Consider the following 16,784-nt stretch of genomic DNA (forward strand, 5'->3'; position numbering starts at 1 on the left):
CCTAAGCGAAAAACCGGATGTCCGGGGCAAGACCTTTGCCTACTTTGGGGCGTTTGCCAAAGTAGGTCGCCCGAGGGGGCGAAACACAGAGTCCGTGCGCACACCGATGCGGCGCAGAAACTCCGAACCGACGCAAGAAGCATCGCGGAGAAGCTCCGCTCATGCAGGATTCATGCACCACCACATCGATCAGGCAGCCGTAACAGCCACCTCAGGCACCGCCACTTGTCGTATGTATGCCCGCGCCGTGTTCGGTACGCGGTAACGCACTCCGCATTCACCTTGCTCCACCCACAGCAACGACTTGTCCGCCAGTTGGCGAACAGCGGCAAAAGCGCACTCACGACACAGCCGGTCGCCATCCAGCGAGGCCACGGCCGAGTCCAGGGTGAAGTCTTCGCCCAGCTGCGCGAGCAGGCGCAGGCAGCGCTGCTCGGCAGCGTCCAGCAGGCCGTAGCTCCAGTCGTAGGTTGCCCGCAGGCTCTGCTGCCGCGCCGGCGCGGTGCGGCGGCCGGGCATCAGCAGTTGCAGAGGCGTGTCCAGCAGCGCCGGCAGCCCATTCAGGCCGAGGATGCCCACCTGCCGCGCGGCCATCTCGATGGCCAGCGGGATGCCATCCAGGCGCCGACAGATATCGATGATGGCCCGCACCTGGCCGGGCTTGAGCTCGAAGCGGTCGCAGACTTCCCGCGCGCGCATCACGAACAGCTGCACCGCCGAGCTGCACATGGCCAGCGCCAGTGGCGCATCGTCCTGCACCGGTACCTCCAGCGGTGCCAGGCGCACCACGTGCTCACCCTCGGCGCGCAGGGGTTCGCGACTGGTGGCGAGGATGCTCAGCGCCGGGTGCAGACGCAGCAGGTGCTCCACCGCCTCGGCGCAGCGCTCGGCCAGGTGTTCGCAGTTGTCCAGCAGCAACAGGGTCGGCTCAAGGGCCGGCTCGCGCAGGAGGATGGCGAGGTTCTGGCTCAGCGAGATGCCGTCCGGGTCGGCGGAAAGGTCGAGAAAGCGCACCAGGCCGAAGTGCTGGCCGAGCTGCTCGGCGGCGTGGATCGCCAGCGAGGTCTTGCCCATGCCTCCCGGCCCGACCAGCGTCATCAGGCGCGTCGTCGGCAGTTGCGCGACGACGCGCTCGATCAGTGCCTGGCGGCCCACCAGGCCCATCAGCAGCACCGGCAGGTTGCTCACCGGAGCCCGACACGCCGGCTGCGGCGGCGTGGCCGGCGCTTCCAGGGTCTCCACCACGCCGACGAAACCGTAGCCGCGCAACGGCACGTTCGCGATGTAGCGCTCGCCCGTACGACCCTCGCCCAGGGCACGGCGCAGGGCGGCGATGTGCACGCGCAGGTTGATCTCCTCGACCACGGTGCCGCCCCAGACCTCGCTGATGATCCGGTCCTTGCCGATGATCTCGCCGGGCTGGCGGATCAGCACCTGGAGGATATCCAGCGCGCGGCTGCCGATGCGTACCGGGCGGTCGCCCTGCAACAGCTGGCGCTTGTAGGGATGGAACTGGAAGCGACCGAACTGCAGGATGGTCTCGGTGCGGTATTCCGTGTTTGCGCTCATGTCCTGCTCACGTCCTGCTGATGTCCACAGGGGCAGACGGATCGCTCTACAACGAGGCCTCCAGGCGATCTGGTCGGTACCCAGGTGACGCGCCCCGATTAATTGGTCAGGGTATTTTCCCGCCGTTGCGTGACAGTGCAATTCCCGCAAGGGGAAGGATTCGGCCAAGTTGGGTGCGCCAGACGGTCAAGCCGCGAAAAATGCGGCCCACTGCCATCAGGCGAAGTCGAATTGCTCGCGGTACTGGCTCGGCGTCATGCCGATCCGTTCGCCGAAAACCGTGCGCATGTGCCGCGGGCTGCCGAAGCCGCTGCGGCAGGCCACCTGCTTGAGCGGCAGGTCGCTGCTTTCCAGCAGCTTGCGCGCGTGGTCGATGCGCGCGCTCTGCACGTACTGCATGGGCGTCATGCCGGTTTCGCGCTGGAAGGCGCGGGCGAAGTTGCGCGGGCTCATGGCCACCTGCTCGGCGAGGCGATTGACCGTCAGCGGCTCGTCGATGTGATCCACCACGAAGGCCTGGGCGCGGGCGATCAGCGAGCCGTCGCGCACCACCGACACCAGCAGCGGACCGAACGGCGTCTGCCCGCCCTGGCGCTTGAGCACCACCAGCAGCACCTTGGCGACTTCCAGGGCGACATCCTTGCCGTGATCCTCGGCAACCACCGCCAGGGCCATGTCGATGCCGGCGGTGACGCCGCCGGAGGTGATCAGGTTGCGGTCGATGACGTAGATGCGCTCGGCCTGCACCTGGGTGCGCGGGTAGAGCCGCGCCAGGCGTTCGAGGTAGTTCCAGTGGGTGGTGCAGCGATAGCCGTCGAGCAGACCGGCAGCGCCGAGCAGGAAGGCGCCGGTGCACACCGCGCCATAGCGCTTCGCCGCCCGCGCCGCCGCCGGCAGCCAGGCGTTAAGGGCCTCGTTGTTACCGTTGTAGGCGCCGGGGCCGCCGGGGACCAGCAGCAGGTCCACCCCGGCGAGGAGCGCTTCCAGCGGCAGGTCCGCACTCATCCTCAGGCCACTGGAGGCGCGCACGCTCTCGGGCCTGGCCGCCACCGTCAGCAGGCGGTAATGCCGCTCGGGCGGCAGGTAGCGGTTGGCCATGGAAAACACCTCCATGGGCCCGGACACATCCAGCGCCAGTACGTCGTCATACAGCACCATGGCCACTGTCTTCATTGTTCTGCTCGCACGCAAACGGGGCGTGGCGCACTCGCCTGCCCCGGTATGGGAAATAGCGCCACTGTACCCATTGAGCGCCTCGCTGAATCGCACGTTTGCATCATTCTCCGCCGGACGGACCGAGCACATGGGTCCAATCAATGCCGGGCCGGCGCAACCATAGTCACCCCCGTCGCATCGCCCTGCAGCGCGCAGCCCAGGCCCTTGCAGAACTGCAAAGTGGCCCTGCAGGCCTGTCTGTTCCGCGCTTTCGGGCGATCGGCAATCATGCCTCCACGGTTCGCAGCCAAGCCCGGCACGTCAACCGTCAGACCCGCCAAGCCGTTTCGCCCATCAGGCCCGCCACCAGGAAACCGACCATGACCGCCATCGCCAAAGCCGTTCCCGGCAAGACCCTGCTCAACCCCACCGACCACACCCTGATCATGATCGACCACCAGTCGCAGATGTCCTTCGCGACCAAGTCGATCGACGCCGTGACCCTGCGCAACAACGCCGCCCTGGTCGCCAAGGCCGCCAGGGAATTCAGCGTCTCCACCATTCTCACCACGGTTGCCGAGAAGAGCTTCTCCGGCCCGATCTTCGACGAGATCAAGTCGGTCTTCCCCGAGCACAACGTCATCGACCGCACCAGCATGAACACCTGGGAAGACCCGCGCATCGCCGTGGAAGTGAACAAATTCGGCAAGCAGAAGATCGTCCTCGCCGGCCTCTGGACCTCCGTGTGCATCGTCGGCCCGGCCCTGTCGGCCATCGACCAGGGCTTCGAGGTCTACGTGATCGCCGACGCCTGTGGCGACGTGTCCAGCGAAGCCCACGAGATGGCCCTGCAACGAATGATCCAGCTGGGCGCACGGCCGATGACCTCCCTGCAGTACCTGCTGGAGCTGCAACGCGACTGGGCTCGCGGCGAGACCTACGACGCGACCGTGAAGACCTCCATCGAGCACGGCGGCGCCTACGGCCTGGGCCTGATCTACGCCAAGACCATGTTCAACGCCAGCGAAGGCCACTGAGCCCAAGCACCAGAACGGGGCGGCCCGGCCGCCCCTTTGCATTGCCGGGATACCCACACCATGCCGACCCAAGACCGCTGCGGCGCCCTGGCGCTGCTGTTCATGCGCGTGGCCGCCGCCCTCCTGCTGCTGCAGGTGCACGGGCTGCCCAAGCTGCTGCACTGGCAGAGCGAGCTGCAACACATCGAAGACCCCTTCGGCCTCGGCGCCACGCCGACCCTGGCGCTGGCGGTGTTCGCCGAAGTGCTCTGCCCGCTCCTGCTGATCCTCGGCGTGTTCGCCCGCCTCGCCTGCCTGCCGGTGATCGCCGTGCTGCTGGTGGCGCTGGTCTTCGTGCACCCGCAGTGGTCGCTGGAAGAAGGCCAGTTCGCCTGGTGGATGCTGATCCTCTTCAGCGGCCTGGCGCTTGCCGGCCCCGGCGACTACCGCCTACCGCTGCCCCGATTCGTGGCAGCCCTGATGGAGCCGCGCCCGTGAAAAGCCCGCTGATTGCCTGCCTCCTGACGCTGGCCTGCAGCCAGGCCCAGGCCGCCGACTGGTCGCTGCTGTCGCGCAACTACTTCCTCGACAACGACTACCGCAGCCCCGGCCCCAACGGCCAGAGCCTGCGCCGCGAGTGGGCGCAGGGCTTCATCGGCAAATTCAGCAGCGACGTCACGCCCGGCAGCATCGGCCTGGGTGTCGACGCCCACGCCTTTCTCGGCCTGAAGCTCGACGGCGGACGCGGCCACGCCGGCACCGGCCTGCTGCCGCTGGACAGCGACGGACGCAGCGAGAGCCAGTACTCCGACGCCGGCGCCGCGCTGCGCCTGGTGCACGGCAAGACCACCCTCGCCTGGGGCGAAATGGAAGTGGAAACCCCGGTGTTCGACACCGGCGACAAGCGCCTGCAACCCGAATACGCCACCGGCTGGTTACTCGATGACCGCAGCCTGCCGGGGCTGCGCCTGCAGGCCGGACGCTTCACCGCGTTCAAGAACCAGAACGCCAGCTCCAGCCACGGCGAATTCGAAGGCTACGGTGCCAGCACCCGCTTCGGCGGCCTGAGCCTGGCCGGTGCGACCTGGAGCTCACCCGACGCCAACTGGGGCGGCGCGCTGTATGCCAGCCAGCTGGACGAGGTCTGGCGCCAGGTCTACGCCAATCTCAACGGTCACTTCGGCCGCTGGTCAGTGGATGCCAACCTGTACAGGACCGGCGACACCGGCAGCGCCCGCGCCGGCAACATCGACACCCTGGCCTGGAGCCTGCTGGGCAAGGTCGCCCTGGGTAGTCACGCGCTGAGCCTTGCCTACCAGAAAATCGACGGCGACACGCCCTTCGACTTCGTTGGCGGCGACTCCATCTACCTCGCCAACTCGATCAAGTACGCCGACTTCAACGGCCCCGGCGAGCATTCCTGGCAGGCCCGCTACCAGTGGGACGGCGCCAGCGCCGGCTTGGCCGGCCTGACCCTTTCGGCGCGCTACGTACGCGGCAGCGGCATCGACGGCACCCATGCCCCGTGCGGCGGCGCCTACAACCCCATGGACGGCGGCACCTGCCAGCCCGCCTACGGCGACGGCGGCCGTCACTGGGAGCGCGACCTCGACGTGCGCTACGTGGTGCAGTCCGGCGCGGCCAAGGACCTGGCGCTGAGCTTCGCCCAGGTTTCCCACCGCGCCAACGATGCCCAGGGTGGCGCGGATATCGATCGCATCTATGTGATCGTCGAGTATCCGCTCAAGGGCGTGTTCTGAGTGGTCGGGGCGTTCACGGGAAACACTGGCGTCCAGCCGTTCGCGAGCAAGCTCGCTCCTACGAAAAGCACCCGCCGCCTGCTGGAGCGGAGCTTCTCGGCGAAATCGCGGCGCAACCGCGACAGACAGCACGGAGCAACACCGGCCTGCCGGCCGGATCGCGGATAAGATCCGCTCCTACAGGGGTAACACCGAAGCTCGCGTACTTTGTAGGAGCGAGCTTGCTCGCGAACCCCACCCAGCGCCGTTGCAACCCAATAGCCACCGTAGGGCGCATAACGCGCCAGCGTTATCCGCCGCAGCCGGGGAGGCGGATAACCTGTTCCAGGTTATTCGCCCCACGTAAACGATCCCGCTGCCGTTAAACCTTCAGGAAAAGCACGTCGTAGGATGGCGTGGAGCGCAGCGATACCCATCAATCCCCTGCACCCGCAGCCAGGACTCTGCCCATCCCGCAAAGACCCTGTGCAGGACTCAGGGCACCGGCGCACTCATGTACTCGACCATCCGCGCGCGCAACCAGCGCTCGGCCGGGTCGTTGTCGTGAGCCGCACTCCAGACCAGCGAGAGCTCCGCCGGCTTGATCTCCAGCGGCGGGTCCTCGGCACGCAGGCAGCTGTCTTCCACCAGGGCACAGGCGGCGTAATCGGGCACGGTGGCGATCATCTCGGTATTGCGCAGCAGCGCACGCAGGCTGCCGAACTGCGGGACGGCGAGCACCACCTTGCGGCGCCGCTCGATGCGTTCCAGGTCCAGGTCGATGGCGCCGTTCAGGTCGCCGGAGAAGGACACCATCACGTGCGGCCGCGAGCAGTATTCGTCGAGGGTCAGCGGGCCGGGGCGGTCGTCGCCACGCAGCACCTTCACGCCGATATCGCGCAGCTTGCGGCGCTTGGCGTTGGCCGGCAGCTCGGTGGTGTAGCTGACGCCCACGGTGATCTCGCCGGAGGCTAGCAGGCCCGGCATCAGCAGGAAGTTGGCGCGGCGCACCACCACGGTGATGTTCGGCGCTTCCTGCTGCAGGCGCGCCAGCAGCGGCGGGAACAGGCCGAACTCGGCGTCGTCGGACAGGCCCAGGCGGAAGATGTTGCAGCTGGTCTCGGGCTCGAAGGTCTTGGCCCGGCTGACGGCCGCCGAGATCACGTCCATCGCCGGGCGCAGCTCCTCGAAGATGTGCAGCGCCCGGCTGGTGGGCTCCATGGCGCGGCCGGCGCGCACCAGCAGCGGGTCGTCGAACAGGTCGCGCAGGCGCGCCAGGGCGGCGCTGACGGTGGACTGGGTGATGAACAGCTTCTCGCCGACGCGGGTGAGGTTGCGCTCCAGCATCAGCGATTCGAAGATCACCAGCAGGTTCATGTCCAGGCGGCGCAGGTCGTTGCGATTCATGGCTGGTCGCTCGGGGTGGTGGGAGTGGGCATCTTTGCACAAGACGGGGGTCGCGCCAGTGGATCACCTGGCAAGGCGCTTTTCTTGGACGGATGTGCTTGAAAACGAGGCCTCATACGAATTCGATTGAGTGATGAATCGCCTTGATTTACCTTGAATTTTCCCCATTCCGGAGCGGCTTTTGCGCCGCTGATAGCCCGCCACGAAAAGAGAGACGCCATGCCCGCACCTGCCCACCAGGTAGCGACCATGCTCGCCCCGCAGACCCACCACCTGCTGCTGCAGCTCATGGAGGAGCTGGAAAACCCCGGCGACGGCCTGCACCAGGCCAGCCAGCGCCTGTGCCAGCACCTGCTGGAGCACTACCGCATGCCCGACCCCGGCAACGCGGAAGCAGACCCCGCCGAGCGCCTCGCCCTGGCACCCTGGCAGGAACGCAAGGCCAAGGACATCCTTGCCGGCAGCCTGCTCAGCCGCCTGTACATCGCCGATGTCGCCGAGCAGTGCGGCCTGTCGCGCAGCCATTTCTCCCGTGCCTTCAAGCAGGCCACCGGGCTCGCCCCACGGGAATGGGCGCTGCGCCTGCGCATCGAGCGCGCCCGCGAGTTGCTCGCCGCCAGTGATGCACCGATTGCCCAGGTCAGCCAGGAATGCGGCTTCGCCGACCAGTCGCACTTCTGCCGCAGTTTTCGCAAGCTGGTGGGCTGCACGCCGAACCGCTGGCGCCAGGCCAGTCGGGTGGGTGGGACGGAGGACTTCGCCTGCTCTCTCGATAAGCGGACTTCTCCCGCGTAGGGCGCATAACGCCTCAGGCGTTATCCGCCATGGCGGCGGATAACCCGTTCCGGGTTATTCGCCCTACGGGCTGCACACCAAACCGCTGGCGCCAGGCCAGCCGGGTGAGTGGAACACAAGAATTCGTCCGCACGGACTCTCAGGATTCGTAGGAGCGGACTCCGTCCGCGATGGCTTCGCCCAACTCCCGGACGAGTCGGAGCGATGGTGATTCGATCGCGGACAAAGTCCGCTCCTACGCCAACCTCCATCGAAATGTGCCAGCTCCTATGCCGTTCAGGAATGGTTCAGCCAGGATAGGAAGAACCTTGAGGTAAGACAGTTCCGTACCTCCTATCGCCGTCTACGCTTCCCGGCAGTCCCACTTTCCCAACAGGCAGGAGCCGGGAGCCGAAGCATGACTGCACAGCAACCCACCGAAGGCAAACCGCAAGCCACCGACTGGTACCGCAAGAGCGTCGAGCAGACCCTGGCCGACCTGCAGACCAGCGCCGAAGGCCTCTCCCCCGACGACGCCGGCGCGCGCCTGCTGCGAGTCGGCCCCAACGCCTTGCCGGCCAAGGAGGTCGAGCCGCTCTGGCTGCGCTTCGCCAAGCACTTCAACGACGTACTGATCTACATCCTGCTGGCCGCCGCCGTCGCCACCGCGCTGATGGGCCACTGGACCGACACCATCGTCATCCTGCTGGTGGCGGTGATCAACGCCGGCATCGGCTTCTTCCAGGAGAACAAGGCGGAGAAATCCCTCGCCGCCCTGCGCGGCATGCTCAGCAGCACCGCCCACGTGGTGCGCAACGGCAAGAAGATCGAGCTGGACGCCGCCCAGCTGGTACCCGGCGACATCGTCATCCTGCGCCCCGGCGACAAGATTCCGGCCGACGTGCGCCTGTTCGACGTGCACCACCTGCAGGTCGAGGAATCCATGCTCACCGGCGAATCCCTCACCGTGGGCAAGCATGCCGACGCGCTGGACAAGGAAGCGCTGCTGGCCGACCGCACCAACCTGGGCTTCTCCGGCACCAACGTCAGCGCCGGCAACGCCCGTGGTGTGGTGATCGAAACCGGCCCTGCCACCGAGCTTGGGCGCATCAACAAGCTGATCGCCAACGTCGACGAAGGCGAAACCCCGCTGCTGCGGCAGATCGCCGAGCTGGGCAAGCGCATCTTCCAGCTGATCATCGGCATGATGGTGGTGCTGTTCATCATCGGCTTCTTCTGGCACGACTACCCCTTCGGCGAACTGCTGCTGTCGCTGATCAGCCTGGCCGTGGCCTCGGTGCCCGAGGGCCTGCCGGCCATCGTCTCGATCATCCTGTCCCTGGGCGTGCAGCGCATGGCGCAGAACAAGGCGATCATCCGCAAGTTGCCGACCGTGGAAACCCTCGGCGCCATGAGCGTGATCTGCTCGGACAAGACCGGCACCCTGACCATGAACGAGATGACCGTGAAGAGCGTGCTGCTCGCCAACGGCATCTACAGCGTCGAGGGCCAGAGCTACGAGCCCAAGGGCCGCATCACCTTCGGCGGCACCAGCGACGAGCTGGACTGGGCGCAGCACGACGCGCTGCAGGCGTTCATCCGTGCGGTGGACATCTGCAACGACAGCAGCCTGCAGCTCAACGAGGAAGGCCGCTGGGGCGTGGTCGGCGGGCCCACCGAGGGCGCGCTGAAGGTCCTGGCACGCAAGGCCGCCCTGCCGGACATCGAATTCCACAAGTTCGGCAAGATTCCCTTCGACTCCGCCTACAAGTACATGGCGCGGCGCTGCGACGTCGCCGGGCAGAGCCTGGTCTACCTCAAGGGCGCGCCCGATGTCCTGCTGCGCATGTGCCAGCAGCAGCTGGGCGCCAACGGCGTGGAGCCGCTGGAACGCGAGTACTGGGAGCGCGAGATGAGCTTCATTGCCGGGCAAGGCCTGCGCATGCTGGCCGCCGCGTACAAGCCGGTGCAGCCCGATGACGGCGTGATCGACCACGAGGACGTGCAGGACGGCATGATCTTCCTCGGCGTCGCCGGCCTGCTCGACCCGCCGCGCCCGGAGGCCATCGAGGCCATCGCGCTGTGCAAGCGCGCCGGCATCCAGGTGAAGATGATCACCGGCGACCACCCGGACACCGCCGTCGCCATCGCCGGCATGCTCGGCATGGGCAACGACCTGCGCGCCATGACCGGCCAGGAGCTGGAACAGGCCGACGACACCCAGCTGAAGTCCCTCGCCATGCAGTACTCGGTGTTCGCCCGCACCAGCCCCGAGCACAAGCTGCGCCTGGTGCGCGCGCTGCAGGCCAACGAGGAAGTGGTCGGCATGACCGGCGACGGCGTCAACGACGCCCCGGCGCTGAAGCAGGCCGACGTCGGCATCGCCATGGGCATCAAGGGCACCGAGGTAACCAAGGAAGCCGCCGACATGGTGCTCACCGACGACAACTTCTCCACCATCGCCGGCGCCGTGCGCGAAGGCCGCCGGGTCTACGACAACCTGAAGAAGACCGTACTGTTCATCCTGCCGACCAACATGGCCCAGGGCCTGCTGATCGTCATGGCGATCCTTGCCGGTGCGGTGATCCCGCTGGCGCCGCTGCAGATCCTCTGGATGAACATGGCGACCTCCACCACCCTGTCCTTCGCCCTGGCCTTCGAGCCCGGCGAGCCGGGGATGATGCGCCGGCCGCCGCGCAATGCCCGGGAGTCGATCCTCAACGGCTTCGCGGTCTGGCGGGTGCTCTACGTCGGCGGCCTGCTCACCGCCGCGGCCTTCCTGCTGGAAGCCTGGATGGTCAGCAACGGCCAGGACACCGACCACATCCGCACCATGATCCTGCACACCCTGGTCACCGCGCAGTGGGCCTACCTGTTCAACTGCCGCCTGCAGGAGGAGTTCTCGCTGAACTGGGCGCTGCTGCGTAATGGCGCGCTGCTCACCGTGACCCTGGCGCTGATCCTGCTGCAGTGCTTCGTGATCTACGTGCCCTTCATGCAGACCGCCTTCCACACCGTCGCCCTGCCCTTCAGCGGCTGGCTGATCTCGCTGGGCATCGGCATCGCGGTGTTCTTCGCGGTGGAGTTGGAGAAGCTGGTGATCCGCCGCTGGAAGGCATCGCGTCGCTAGCACTTCGCACGGCGTACGACCGTTCACGGTGGTACGCCGTCTTTCCTCCCTGGCCGCGGCGAACCTGCGGCACCGGCGCCCGCCAGGAAGGCCAGCGACGCTCAAGGATCAGAATCCTATGGCCCCTGCTCCAGAGTAATCCCATAGGGGCGAACTGCCCTCGCTCCCACCATGGCGCCCTTTTGTTCCAGGGCGCCAACCATGAAATCACTTCTACCCATTTACCAGGCGCTGCTGCGGCGCGGGCTGATCGCACTATCGAGCCTGGCGTCGCTGGCACTGGCAGCTGCCGACAGCGAGCCGCCCGAGGTACTGCGTCTGGCGAGCGCTCAGTTCACCGTGGGCGAGCCCGTGTGGCACTCGTTGATACTGGGCAACGCCGTCAGCGAGGCGAAGCTCACCAGCCTCCAGGGAGCGCGCAGCATTCTTGGCGCCGGTGAAATCCGCCACGACGGTGTCGGCGATCAGCGCCGCTACTGGCTCTGCTATCACCTGCCGCATGCCAGGCAGGGATTGTGGTTGCTCTCCGAGGCAAAGAGGAGCGATGGCAGCCACCACATCACCCGTATCGCCCTGCACAGCCGGCCCGATCAACAGCCCGGCGCCAACTGCCCGCCACTGCACGAAGCCCAGCAGTGGCTGACGCTTGATGGCTATGCGTGGATCGGCGCCTCCAGCGCCGAGGTGCAATCGGTGATGGGGGTCGCGACGCTGCCGGCAGACGGCTGGTGGCGCTTCGAGCATCACCGCCGGCTCGAAGGCAGATGCGACAGGACGCGCTACCGCACGAACTGGCTCTGGCTGCACTTCGCCAACGGCCGGGTGGACGGTATCGATGCAGGGCAGATATCCAACTGCTGAGGCCGTGGCAGGCAGCAGCCCGGCGCCATCGGCAACCGGCCGCCGTAGGAGCGAGCCCACCCGCAAAGCCCCGCCCGGATACCCATGGCAGGCAGGCTCGCCCCTACAGTGCCGCGCCCTCGTCCTCCCCAGGTTCCCGGCCCTTCGCCAACGTGCGAAGGGGGCGCATGCCGGGTGTTCCCGTGTTGCCTGAAACCTTCGCGGACCGGGCCCGCGCCTGAAACCGATCAGCCTGTAGGAGCGAGGGGGACGCCCAGTCCTTGCTCGCGAACCCGCCCAGTTCGGCATTCCACTGCATGCGCCGACCCTGGCGGCGGATCGCGGGCGTGGCCGGTCCTGCAGGGCTATCCCAGCCCGATGGCTATTGCGCGGCGATAGCCGACGATGGGTATCGCTTCGCTCCACGCCATCCTACGTTCAACGATCCCTGCTCAAGTGGCGCGTAGCGCCGTATTCTGCGCCCTGTCGGCGGATAACCCGTTCCGGCTTATTCGCCCTACGTTGCGCGGGCCTTGCTACATCAACCGCGCCTTCAGCAACGGCCGCAGCAGGTAGTTCAGCACGCTGCGCTTGCCGCTGAGGATGTCCACCTCGGCGACCATGCCGGGGATGATCGGCAGTACCTCGCCGTTGCGCATCAGCTGGCTGCCGTCGGTCTTGATCAGCACCTGGTAGTAGTACTCCTTGCCGTGCACCGTATCTTCTTCGATCGTGTCGGCGCTGATCTGTTCCAGGGTGCCCTTCAGATCGCCGTAGATGCTGTAGTCGTAGGCGGTGATCTTCACCTTGGCCGGCATGCCCGGCACCAGGAAGGCGACGTCGCGCGGCTTGACCTTGGCCTCCACCAGCAGGCGCTCTTCCACCGGGATCACCTCCATGATCGGCTCGCCCGGCTGCACCACGCCGCCACGGGTGCTGATCAGCACGGTGTTCACCCGCCCGCGCACCGGCGAGAGGATTTCCGTGCGGCGCAGCTGGTCCTTGCGCTGCTGGACGATGGGTTCGATCTGTGCCAGCTGGGCCTTCTTCTCCTGGCGCTCGGTGTAGGCGTCCTGGAAGTAGGTGTTCTTGAGCTCGGTGAGCTTGCCGCTCAGGGTGGCGATGTCCTGGCTCAGCTTGAGCGCTTCCATCTGGCTCACCGCGCGACGTTCCACCAGCGGCTTGACCAGCGCCAACTGGCTCTGCGCCAGGCGGACCTGCTGCTGCAGCGAGCGGGTGTTTTCTTCGAGCTTTTCCCGCCGCGACTTGAACAGCTCGCGTTCGGAACGCGCCACCGGGCCGTCGGCGGGCATGCCGGCGGGGAAGACGATATGGTCCTGGCCCATCACCTCAGCGTCCAGCCGGGCAATGGCCGCACCCAGTACCTCGGCCTGGTTGGCCGCCTCCTGCCAGGAGGTCTCGAAGTGCGTGCGGTCCAGGCGCACCAGCGGCTGGCCGACCTGCACCAGCTCGCCCTCCTGCACCAACAGGCGGTCGAGGATGCCGCCTTCCAGGCTCTGGATCTTCTGCATGCGGCTGAACGGCACTACACGGCCATCGCCACGGGTGACTTCATCCAGCTGCGCCCAGGCGGCCCAGCCGATCGCGGCCACCAGGCTGAGCAGCAGCGCCCACAGCAGCGGCCGCGACACCGGGTGGCTGGAGGCGAGCAGCGGGTCCTGCAGCTCGCGGCGCAGGCGTTCGGCGGCGCGGGTGTCACTGGCCATGGGCGGCTCCTTCCTGTCCGGGATGCTGTCCGGGATTCTGTCCTGGGATATGTACGGTGCGATCCTTGACGATCTGGTCGAGGGTGCCGTCCATCACCACCTTGCCCTGGCTGAGCACCACGGCGCGGGTGGCCACGGCGAGCATGGTCTTCTTGTGGGTGGTCATCACCAGCGTGCGGCCTTCCAGCCAGCGCTGCAGATAGCCGATGACGTGCAGCTCGGTGCTCTGGTCGAAGCTCGCGGAGGGTTCGTCGAGCAGCACCACGGGCGGGTCCTGCAGCAGCACGCGGGCCAGCCCCACGGCCTGGCGCTGGCCGCCGGAGAGGCTGCCGTTGCCCAGCAGCGGCAGGTCCAGCCCCAGCGGATGGGAGCGGACGAAGTCGCCCAGGCCGACGCCATCCAGCGCCTCGAACATTTCCTCGTCGCTGATCGCCGCGCCTTCCAGGTTGAGGTTGTCGCGCAGGGTGCCGTAGAACAGCGCGACGTCCTGCGGCAGGTAGCCGATGTGGCGGCGGCGGTCGGACGGGTCGATCTGCGCGATGGCCACGTCGTCCAGCAGCAGGCGCCCGGCCTGCGCGTCGTAGAGCCCGGCGAGCAGGCGCAGCAGGCTGGACTTGCCGGCGCCGTTGCCGCCCAGCAGCGCGACGCGCTCGCCGGGGCGGATTTCCAGGGCGCTGATGTCCACCGCCGGCGGGTTCTCGCCGTGGGCCAGCTTCAGGCCTTCCAGGCGATAGTGGCCGGCGAGGCGTTCCTTGCGCACGAAGCGCTTGTCCAGCGGACGCTCCATCGGCGCCTGCATCATCTGGTCGAGCCCTTCCATGGCCACCTTGGTGTGCTGCCAGCGACCGAGGATGCCGGCCGCCTGGGACAGCGGCGCCACCGCGCGGGACGCAAGGATCGAGCAGGCCACCAGGGCACCGACGCTCAGCTCGCCCTCGCTGATGCGGTACACGCCGAACACCACCACGCCGACGTAGCACAGCTGCTGGACGATGCTCGCGCCGTAGGACAGCGCCGTGGTCAGCGTGTGGGTGCGCATGGCGTTGCCGGCCAGCTGCGCCGTGAGCGTCTCCCACAGGTGCAGGCAGCGGCCTTCGGCGCGGGTGGCCTTGACCGATTCGAGGTTTTCGATGGACTCCAGCAGGATGCCGTTCTTCACCGCGCCCTCGCGCAGGTTCTCCCGCGACAGCCGCGCCAGCTGGCGTTGGCAGAACAGCCCCGGCAGCAGCATCAGCAGCGCTGCCACCGCCGGCACCCAGACGATGTGGCCGCCGATCAGCGCGATGATCAGCAGGAACAGCAGCACGAAAGGCAGATCGCTGATCATCGCCGCGCTGGAGGCGGTGAAGAATTCGCGCACGCCTTCGAACTCACGCACCTGGGTGCTGAAGGCGCCCACCGAACCGGGCTTGGCCGCCAGCCGGGTATTGAGTACCCGCTCGAACAGCAGCGTCGACAGCTGCAGGTCGATGCGCTTGCCCATGGTGGTCAGCAGGTGGCCGCGCAACCCGCGCAGCACGCCTTCCAGCACGATGGCCAGGCCCACGCCGCTGGCCAGGATCCACAGTGTGTCCATGGCGGCGTTGGGCACTACGCGGTCATACACCTGCATGGCGAACAGCGCCGAGGCTATCGCCAACAGGTTCGCCATCATCGCCGCCATGGCCACTTCGAAGTAGGAGCGCCACAGCTGCCGCAACGGACCGAAGAACCAGTGTTGCGGCGCGCGCTTGGCGAAATCGCCGACGCGGCCGTCCGGCCGGTAGCGGCACTTGGCGAAGATCGCCACGCCGCTGTAGCGCTGTTGCAGTTCCGCCAGCGCAACGCGCTCGACGCCGCCGTCGCTGTGCGGCACCAGCACGCTGGCGACTTCGCCGTCATGCTCGCAGAGCACCAGGGTGCCGCCGTCTTCGAGCAGCAAGAGCGCCGGCAGCAGGTAGCTGTCCATCTTCACCAGGGCCAGGCGTTCGACCCGCGCGACGATGTCCGCGCGGCGCAGGGCGCGCGGCACGAAGCGCAGCGGCAGGCGGCCCTGGTGCAGCGGCATGCCCTCGCCCAGTTCGGCGAAGCCCAGCGGCCGGCCGATCTGCCGGCACAGCAAGGACAGGCCCTGGCGCAGCGGATCGGCCTCGGCTTCATGCTCCGCCAGCAGTACGACATTGTCGGCGTTCATCAGGAGGCTCCCGCGGCAAGGTGGTGTTCCAGCAGCGGCCCGAGCAGGCCGATCTGCGCGGCGGCGCGGTATTCCACGCGCTTGCGCTCGAAGCGCAGGTTGGCCAGCTGGCGCTCGGCCTCGAAGCGTTCGCGCTGCACGTTGAGCAGGTCGATCACGTCGCGCCGGCCGACTTCGAACTGGTCGCGGTAGACCCCGCTGACCTGGTCGGACTCCTGCACCTGCTGCACCAGCGAATCCTGGCGCCAGCGCAGGGTGTCGTCGGTGTCGAAGAGGGTCTGCAGCTTGCGCTTGATATCGCGCTGCATGGCATCGCGGGACCAGCGCGTGGCTTCCAGGTGCTGCTGGGCGGCGGTGGGCCGGCGGAAGTTGGACAGGCCCTCGAAGGTGTCCATGCGCAGGCGCAGCGACACCACCGAGTCGTTCTCCAGGCGCCCGCCGATCTCCCGGCGCAGGCTGGAGGCTTCCAGGTTCACCTGCGGCAGCAGCGAGGCTTTGCTTTCGCGCAGCTTGGCCTCGGCCACCTCGGCGTCCTCGGCGGCCTTGCGGTACAGCGGGCTGTCGACGATCAGGCGGTTCATGTCGTTGCCGGCGAGGTAGCGTTGCATGGACAGGGGCTCCGGTTCGGCGAGATCGGCCGGCGGCTTGCCGACCAGCACCTCGTACTGGTTGCGCGCGTCCTGCAGTGCGCCCTTCTCCAGGGCCAGCTGCTCCTGGGCGCGGGACAGCTCCAGGTTGGCGCGGTCCAGCTCGCTGCGGTCGGAGTAGCCATCGCCGCCGCGCGCCTGGGTCATCTCGCGGATGCCGCCCAGGCGCTGGATGTGCTCGCGCACCGTGTCGATGCGCGCCTGGGCGGCCAGCACGTCGAGATAGGTCTCGACGATGTCCAGCGCGGCATCCTCGCGGCTCACCAGCGCGGTTTCATCGAGCTGGCGGTGGGTGGCCTTGGCGCTGTCGACCTTGCTCTTCATCCGTCCCCAGTCGTAGAGCATCTGGGACGCGGTGAGGTCGTAGACCACCTCGCCGAAGTCGAACTCGTTGGGCCCGCCGGACATGCTCACCTGCGGGTAGTAGCCACCCTTGCTGATCTCTACGTCGGTCTTGCCGCGCTCGGCTTCGGCCACTGCCGCGCGGACTTCGGGATGGATGGCGAGGCCGGCACGCACGGCCTCCTCCAGTGTCTGCCCCTGGCCTGCTGCGCTTGCCAGCAGCAGGCCATACAACCAGGCGTTGCGTAGTGTCATGCAATTGTTT

At 67.4% G+C, this 16,784-nt stretch carries 12 protein-coding genes; 6 read left to right on the top strand and 6 right to left on the bottom strand.

What is annotated here, in order from left to right; translation table 11 throughout:
• Positions 1-189 precede the first annotated feature (189 nt).
• Both HNP46_RS27805 and HNP46_RS27810 read right to left on the bottom strand, forming a co-directional pair.
• A complete protein-coding gene (locus HNP46_RS27805; RefSeq protein WP_184595477.1) occupies positions 190-1,569 on the bottom strand; it encodes an ATP-binding protein in 1,380 nt (459 codons plus the stop codon).
• Positions 1,570-1,785: 216 nt separating this feature from the next.
• On the bottom strand, positions 1,786-2,742 hold the full coding sequence (locus tag HNP46_RS27810) for a GlxA family transcriptional regulator (RefSeq protein ID WP_184595479.1): 957 nt from the start codon (positions 2,740-2,742) through the stop codon (positions 1,786-1,788).
• A gap of 362 nt (positions 2,743-3,104) precedes the next feature.
• Here HNP46_RS27810 and HNP46_RS27815 point away from each other — a divergent pair, with 362 nt between their 5' ends.
• From HNP46_RS27815 to HNP46_RS27825, 3 genes are read left to right on the top strand one after another with little or no spacing between them, the layout of a single operon-like run.
• On the top strand, positions 3,105-3,761 hold the full coding sequence (locus HNP46_RS27815; protein ID WP_184595481.1) for a hydrolase: 657 nt from the start codon (positions 3,105-3,107) through the stop codon (positions 3,759-3,761).
• Positions 3,762-3,821: 60 nt separating this feature from the next.
• Positions 3,822-4,238: a DoxX family protein gene (locus HNP46_RS27820; RefSeq protein WP_184595483.1), complete on the top strand. Its 417-nt coding sequence runs from the start codon at positions 3,822-3,824 to the stop codon at positions 4,236-4,238.
• Complete coding sequence (locus HNP46_RS27825; RefSeq protein ID WP_184595485.1) at positions 4,235-5,500, top strand: OprD family porin; 1,266 nt, start codon at positions 4,235-4,237, stop codon at positions 5,498-5,500. Before HNP46_RS27820 ends, HNP46_RS27825 begins: the two co-directional genes overlap by 4 nt.
• A 474-nt stretch (positions 5,501-5,974) precedes the next feature.
• Here HNP46_RS27825 and HNP46_RS27830 read toward each other — a convergent pair whose 3' ends face one another.
• Complete coding sequence (locus HNP46_RS27830) at positions 5,975-6,886, bottom strand: LysR family transcriptional regulator (protein ID WP_184595487.1); 912 nt, start codon at positions 6,884-6,886, stop codon at positions 5,975-5,977.
• 219 nt (positions 6,887-7,105) lie between these two features.
• Between HNP46_RS27830 and HNP46_RS27835 the strand changes: the two genes are divergently transcribed.
• The 3 genes from HNP46_RS27835 to HNP46_RS27845 all read left to right on the top strand — a co-directional run bounded on the left by HNP46_RS27835 (position 7,106) and on the right by HNP46_RS27845 (position 11,651).
• Positions 7,106-7,681, top strand: a complete 576-nt coding sequence (locus HNP46_RS27835; protein ID WP_184595489.1) for a helix-turn-helix transcriptional regulator — start codon at positions 7,106-7,108, stop codon at positions 7,679-7,681.
• 397 nt (positions 7,682-8,078) lie between these two features.
• Complete coding sequence (locus tag HNP46_RS27840; protein ID WP_184595491.1) at positions 8,079-10,790, top strand: cation-transporting P-type ATPase; 2,712 nt, start codon at positions 8,079-8,081, stop codon at positions 10,788-10,790.
• A gap of 201 nt (positions 10,791-10,991) precedes the next feature.
• Positions 10,992-11,651 (top strand): hypothetical protein, encoded by a 660-nt coding sequence (locus HNP46_RS27845; protein ID WP_184595493.1) that lies wholly within the window; start codon positions 10,992-10,994, stop codon positions 11,649-11,651.
• 515 nt (positions 11,652-12,166) lie between these two features.
• On the opposite strand, the gene HNP46_RS27850 is transcribed toward HNP46_RS27845, so the two are convergent.
• Genes HNP46_RS27850 through HNP46_RS27860 form a run of 3 tightly spaced genes read right to left on the bottom strand, consistent with a single transcriptional unit; the run spans position 12,167 to position 16,774 of the window.
• Positions 12,167-13,357, bottom strand: a complete 1,191-nt coding sequence (locus tag HNP46_RS27850) for an HlyD family efflux transporter periplasmic adaptor subunit (RefSeq protein WP_184595495.1) — start codon at positions 13,355-13,357, stop codon at positions 12,167-12,169.
• On the bottom strand, positions 13,347-15,530 hold the full coding sequence (locus HNP46_RS27855; protein ID WP_184595498.1) for a type I secretion system permease/ATPase: 2,184 nt from the start codon (positions 15,528-15,530) through the stop codon (positions 13,347-13,349). The genes HNP46_RS27850 and HNP46_RS27855 overlap by 11 nt, the downstream gene beginning before the upstream one ends.
• Positions 15,530-16,774, bottom strand: coding sequence for a TolC family protein (locus HNP46_RS27860; protein ID WP_184595500.1), 1,245 nt, complete (start codon positions 16,772-16,774; stop codon positions 15,530-15,532). The genes HNP46_RS27855 and HNP46_RS27860 overlap by 1 nt, the downstream gene beginning before the upstream one ends.
• Positions 16,775-16,784: the final 10 nt, after the last annotated feature.

Source organism: Pseudomonas nitroreducens, assembly GCF_014204515.1.
Lineage (GTDB): Bacteria > Pseudomonadota > Gammaproteobacteria > Pseudomonadales > Pseudomonadaceae > Pseudomonas > Pseudomonas nitritireducens_A.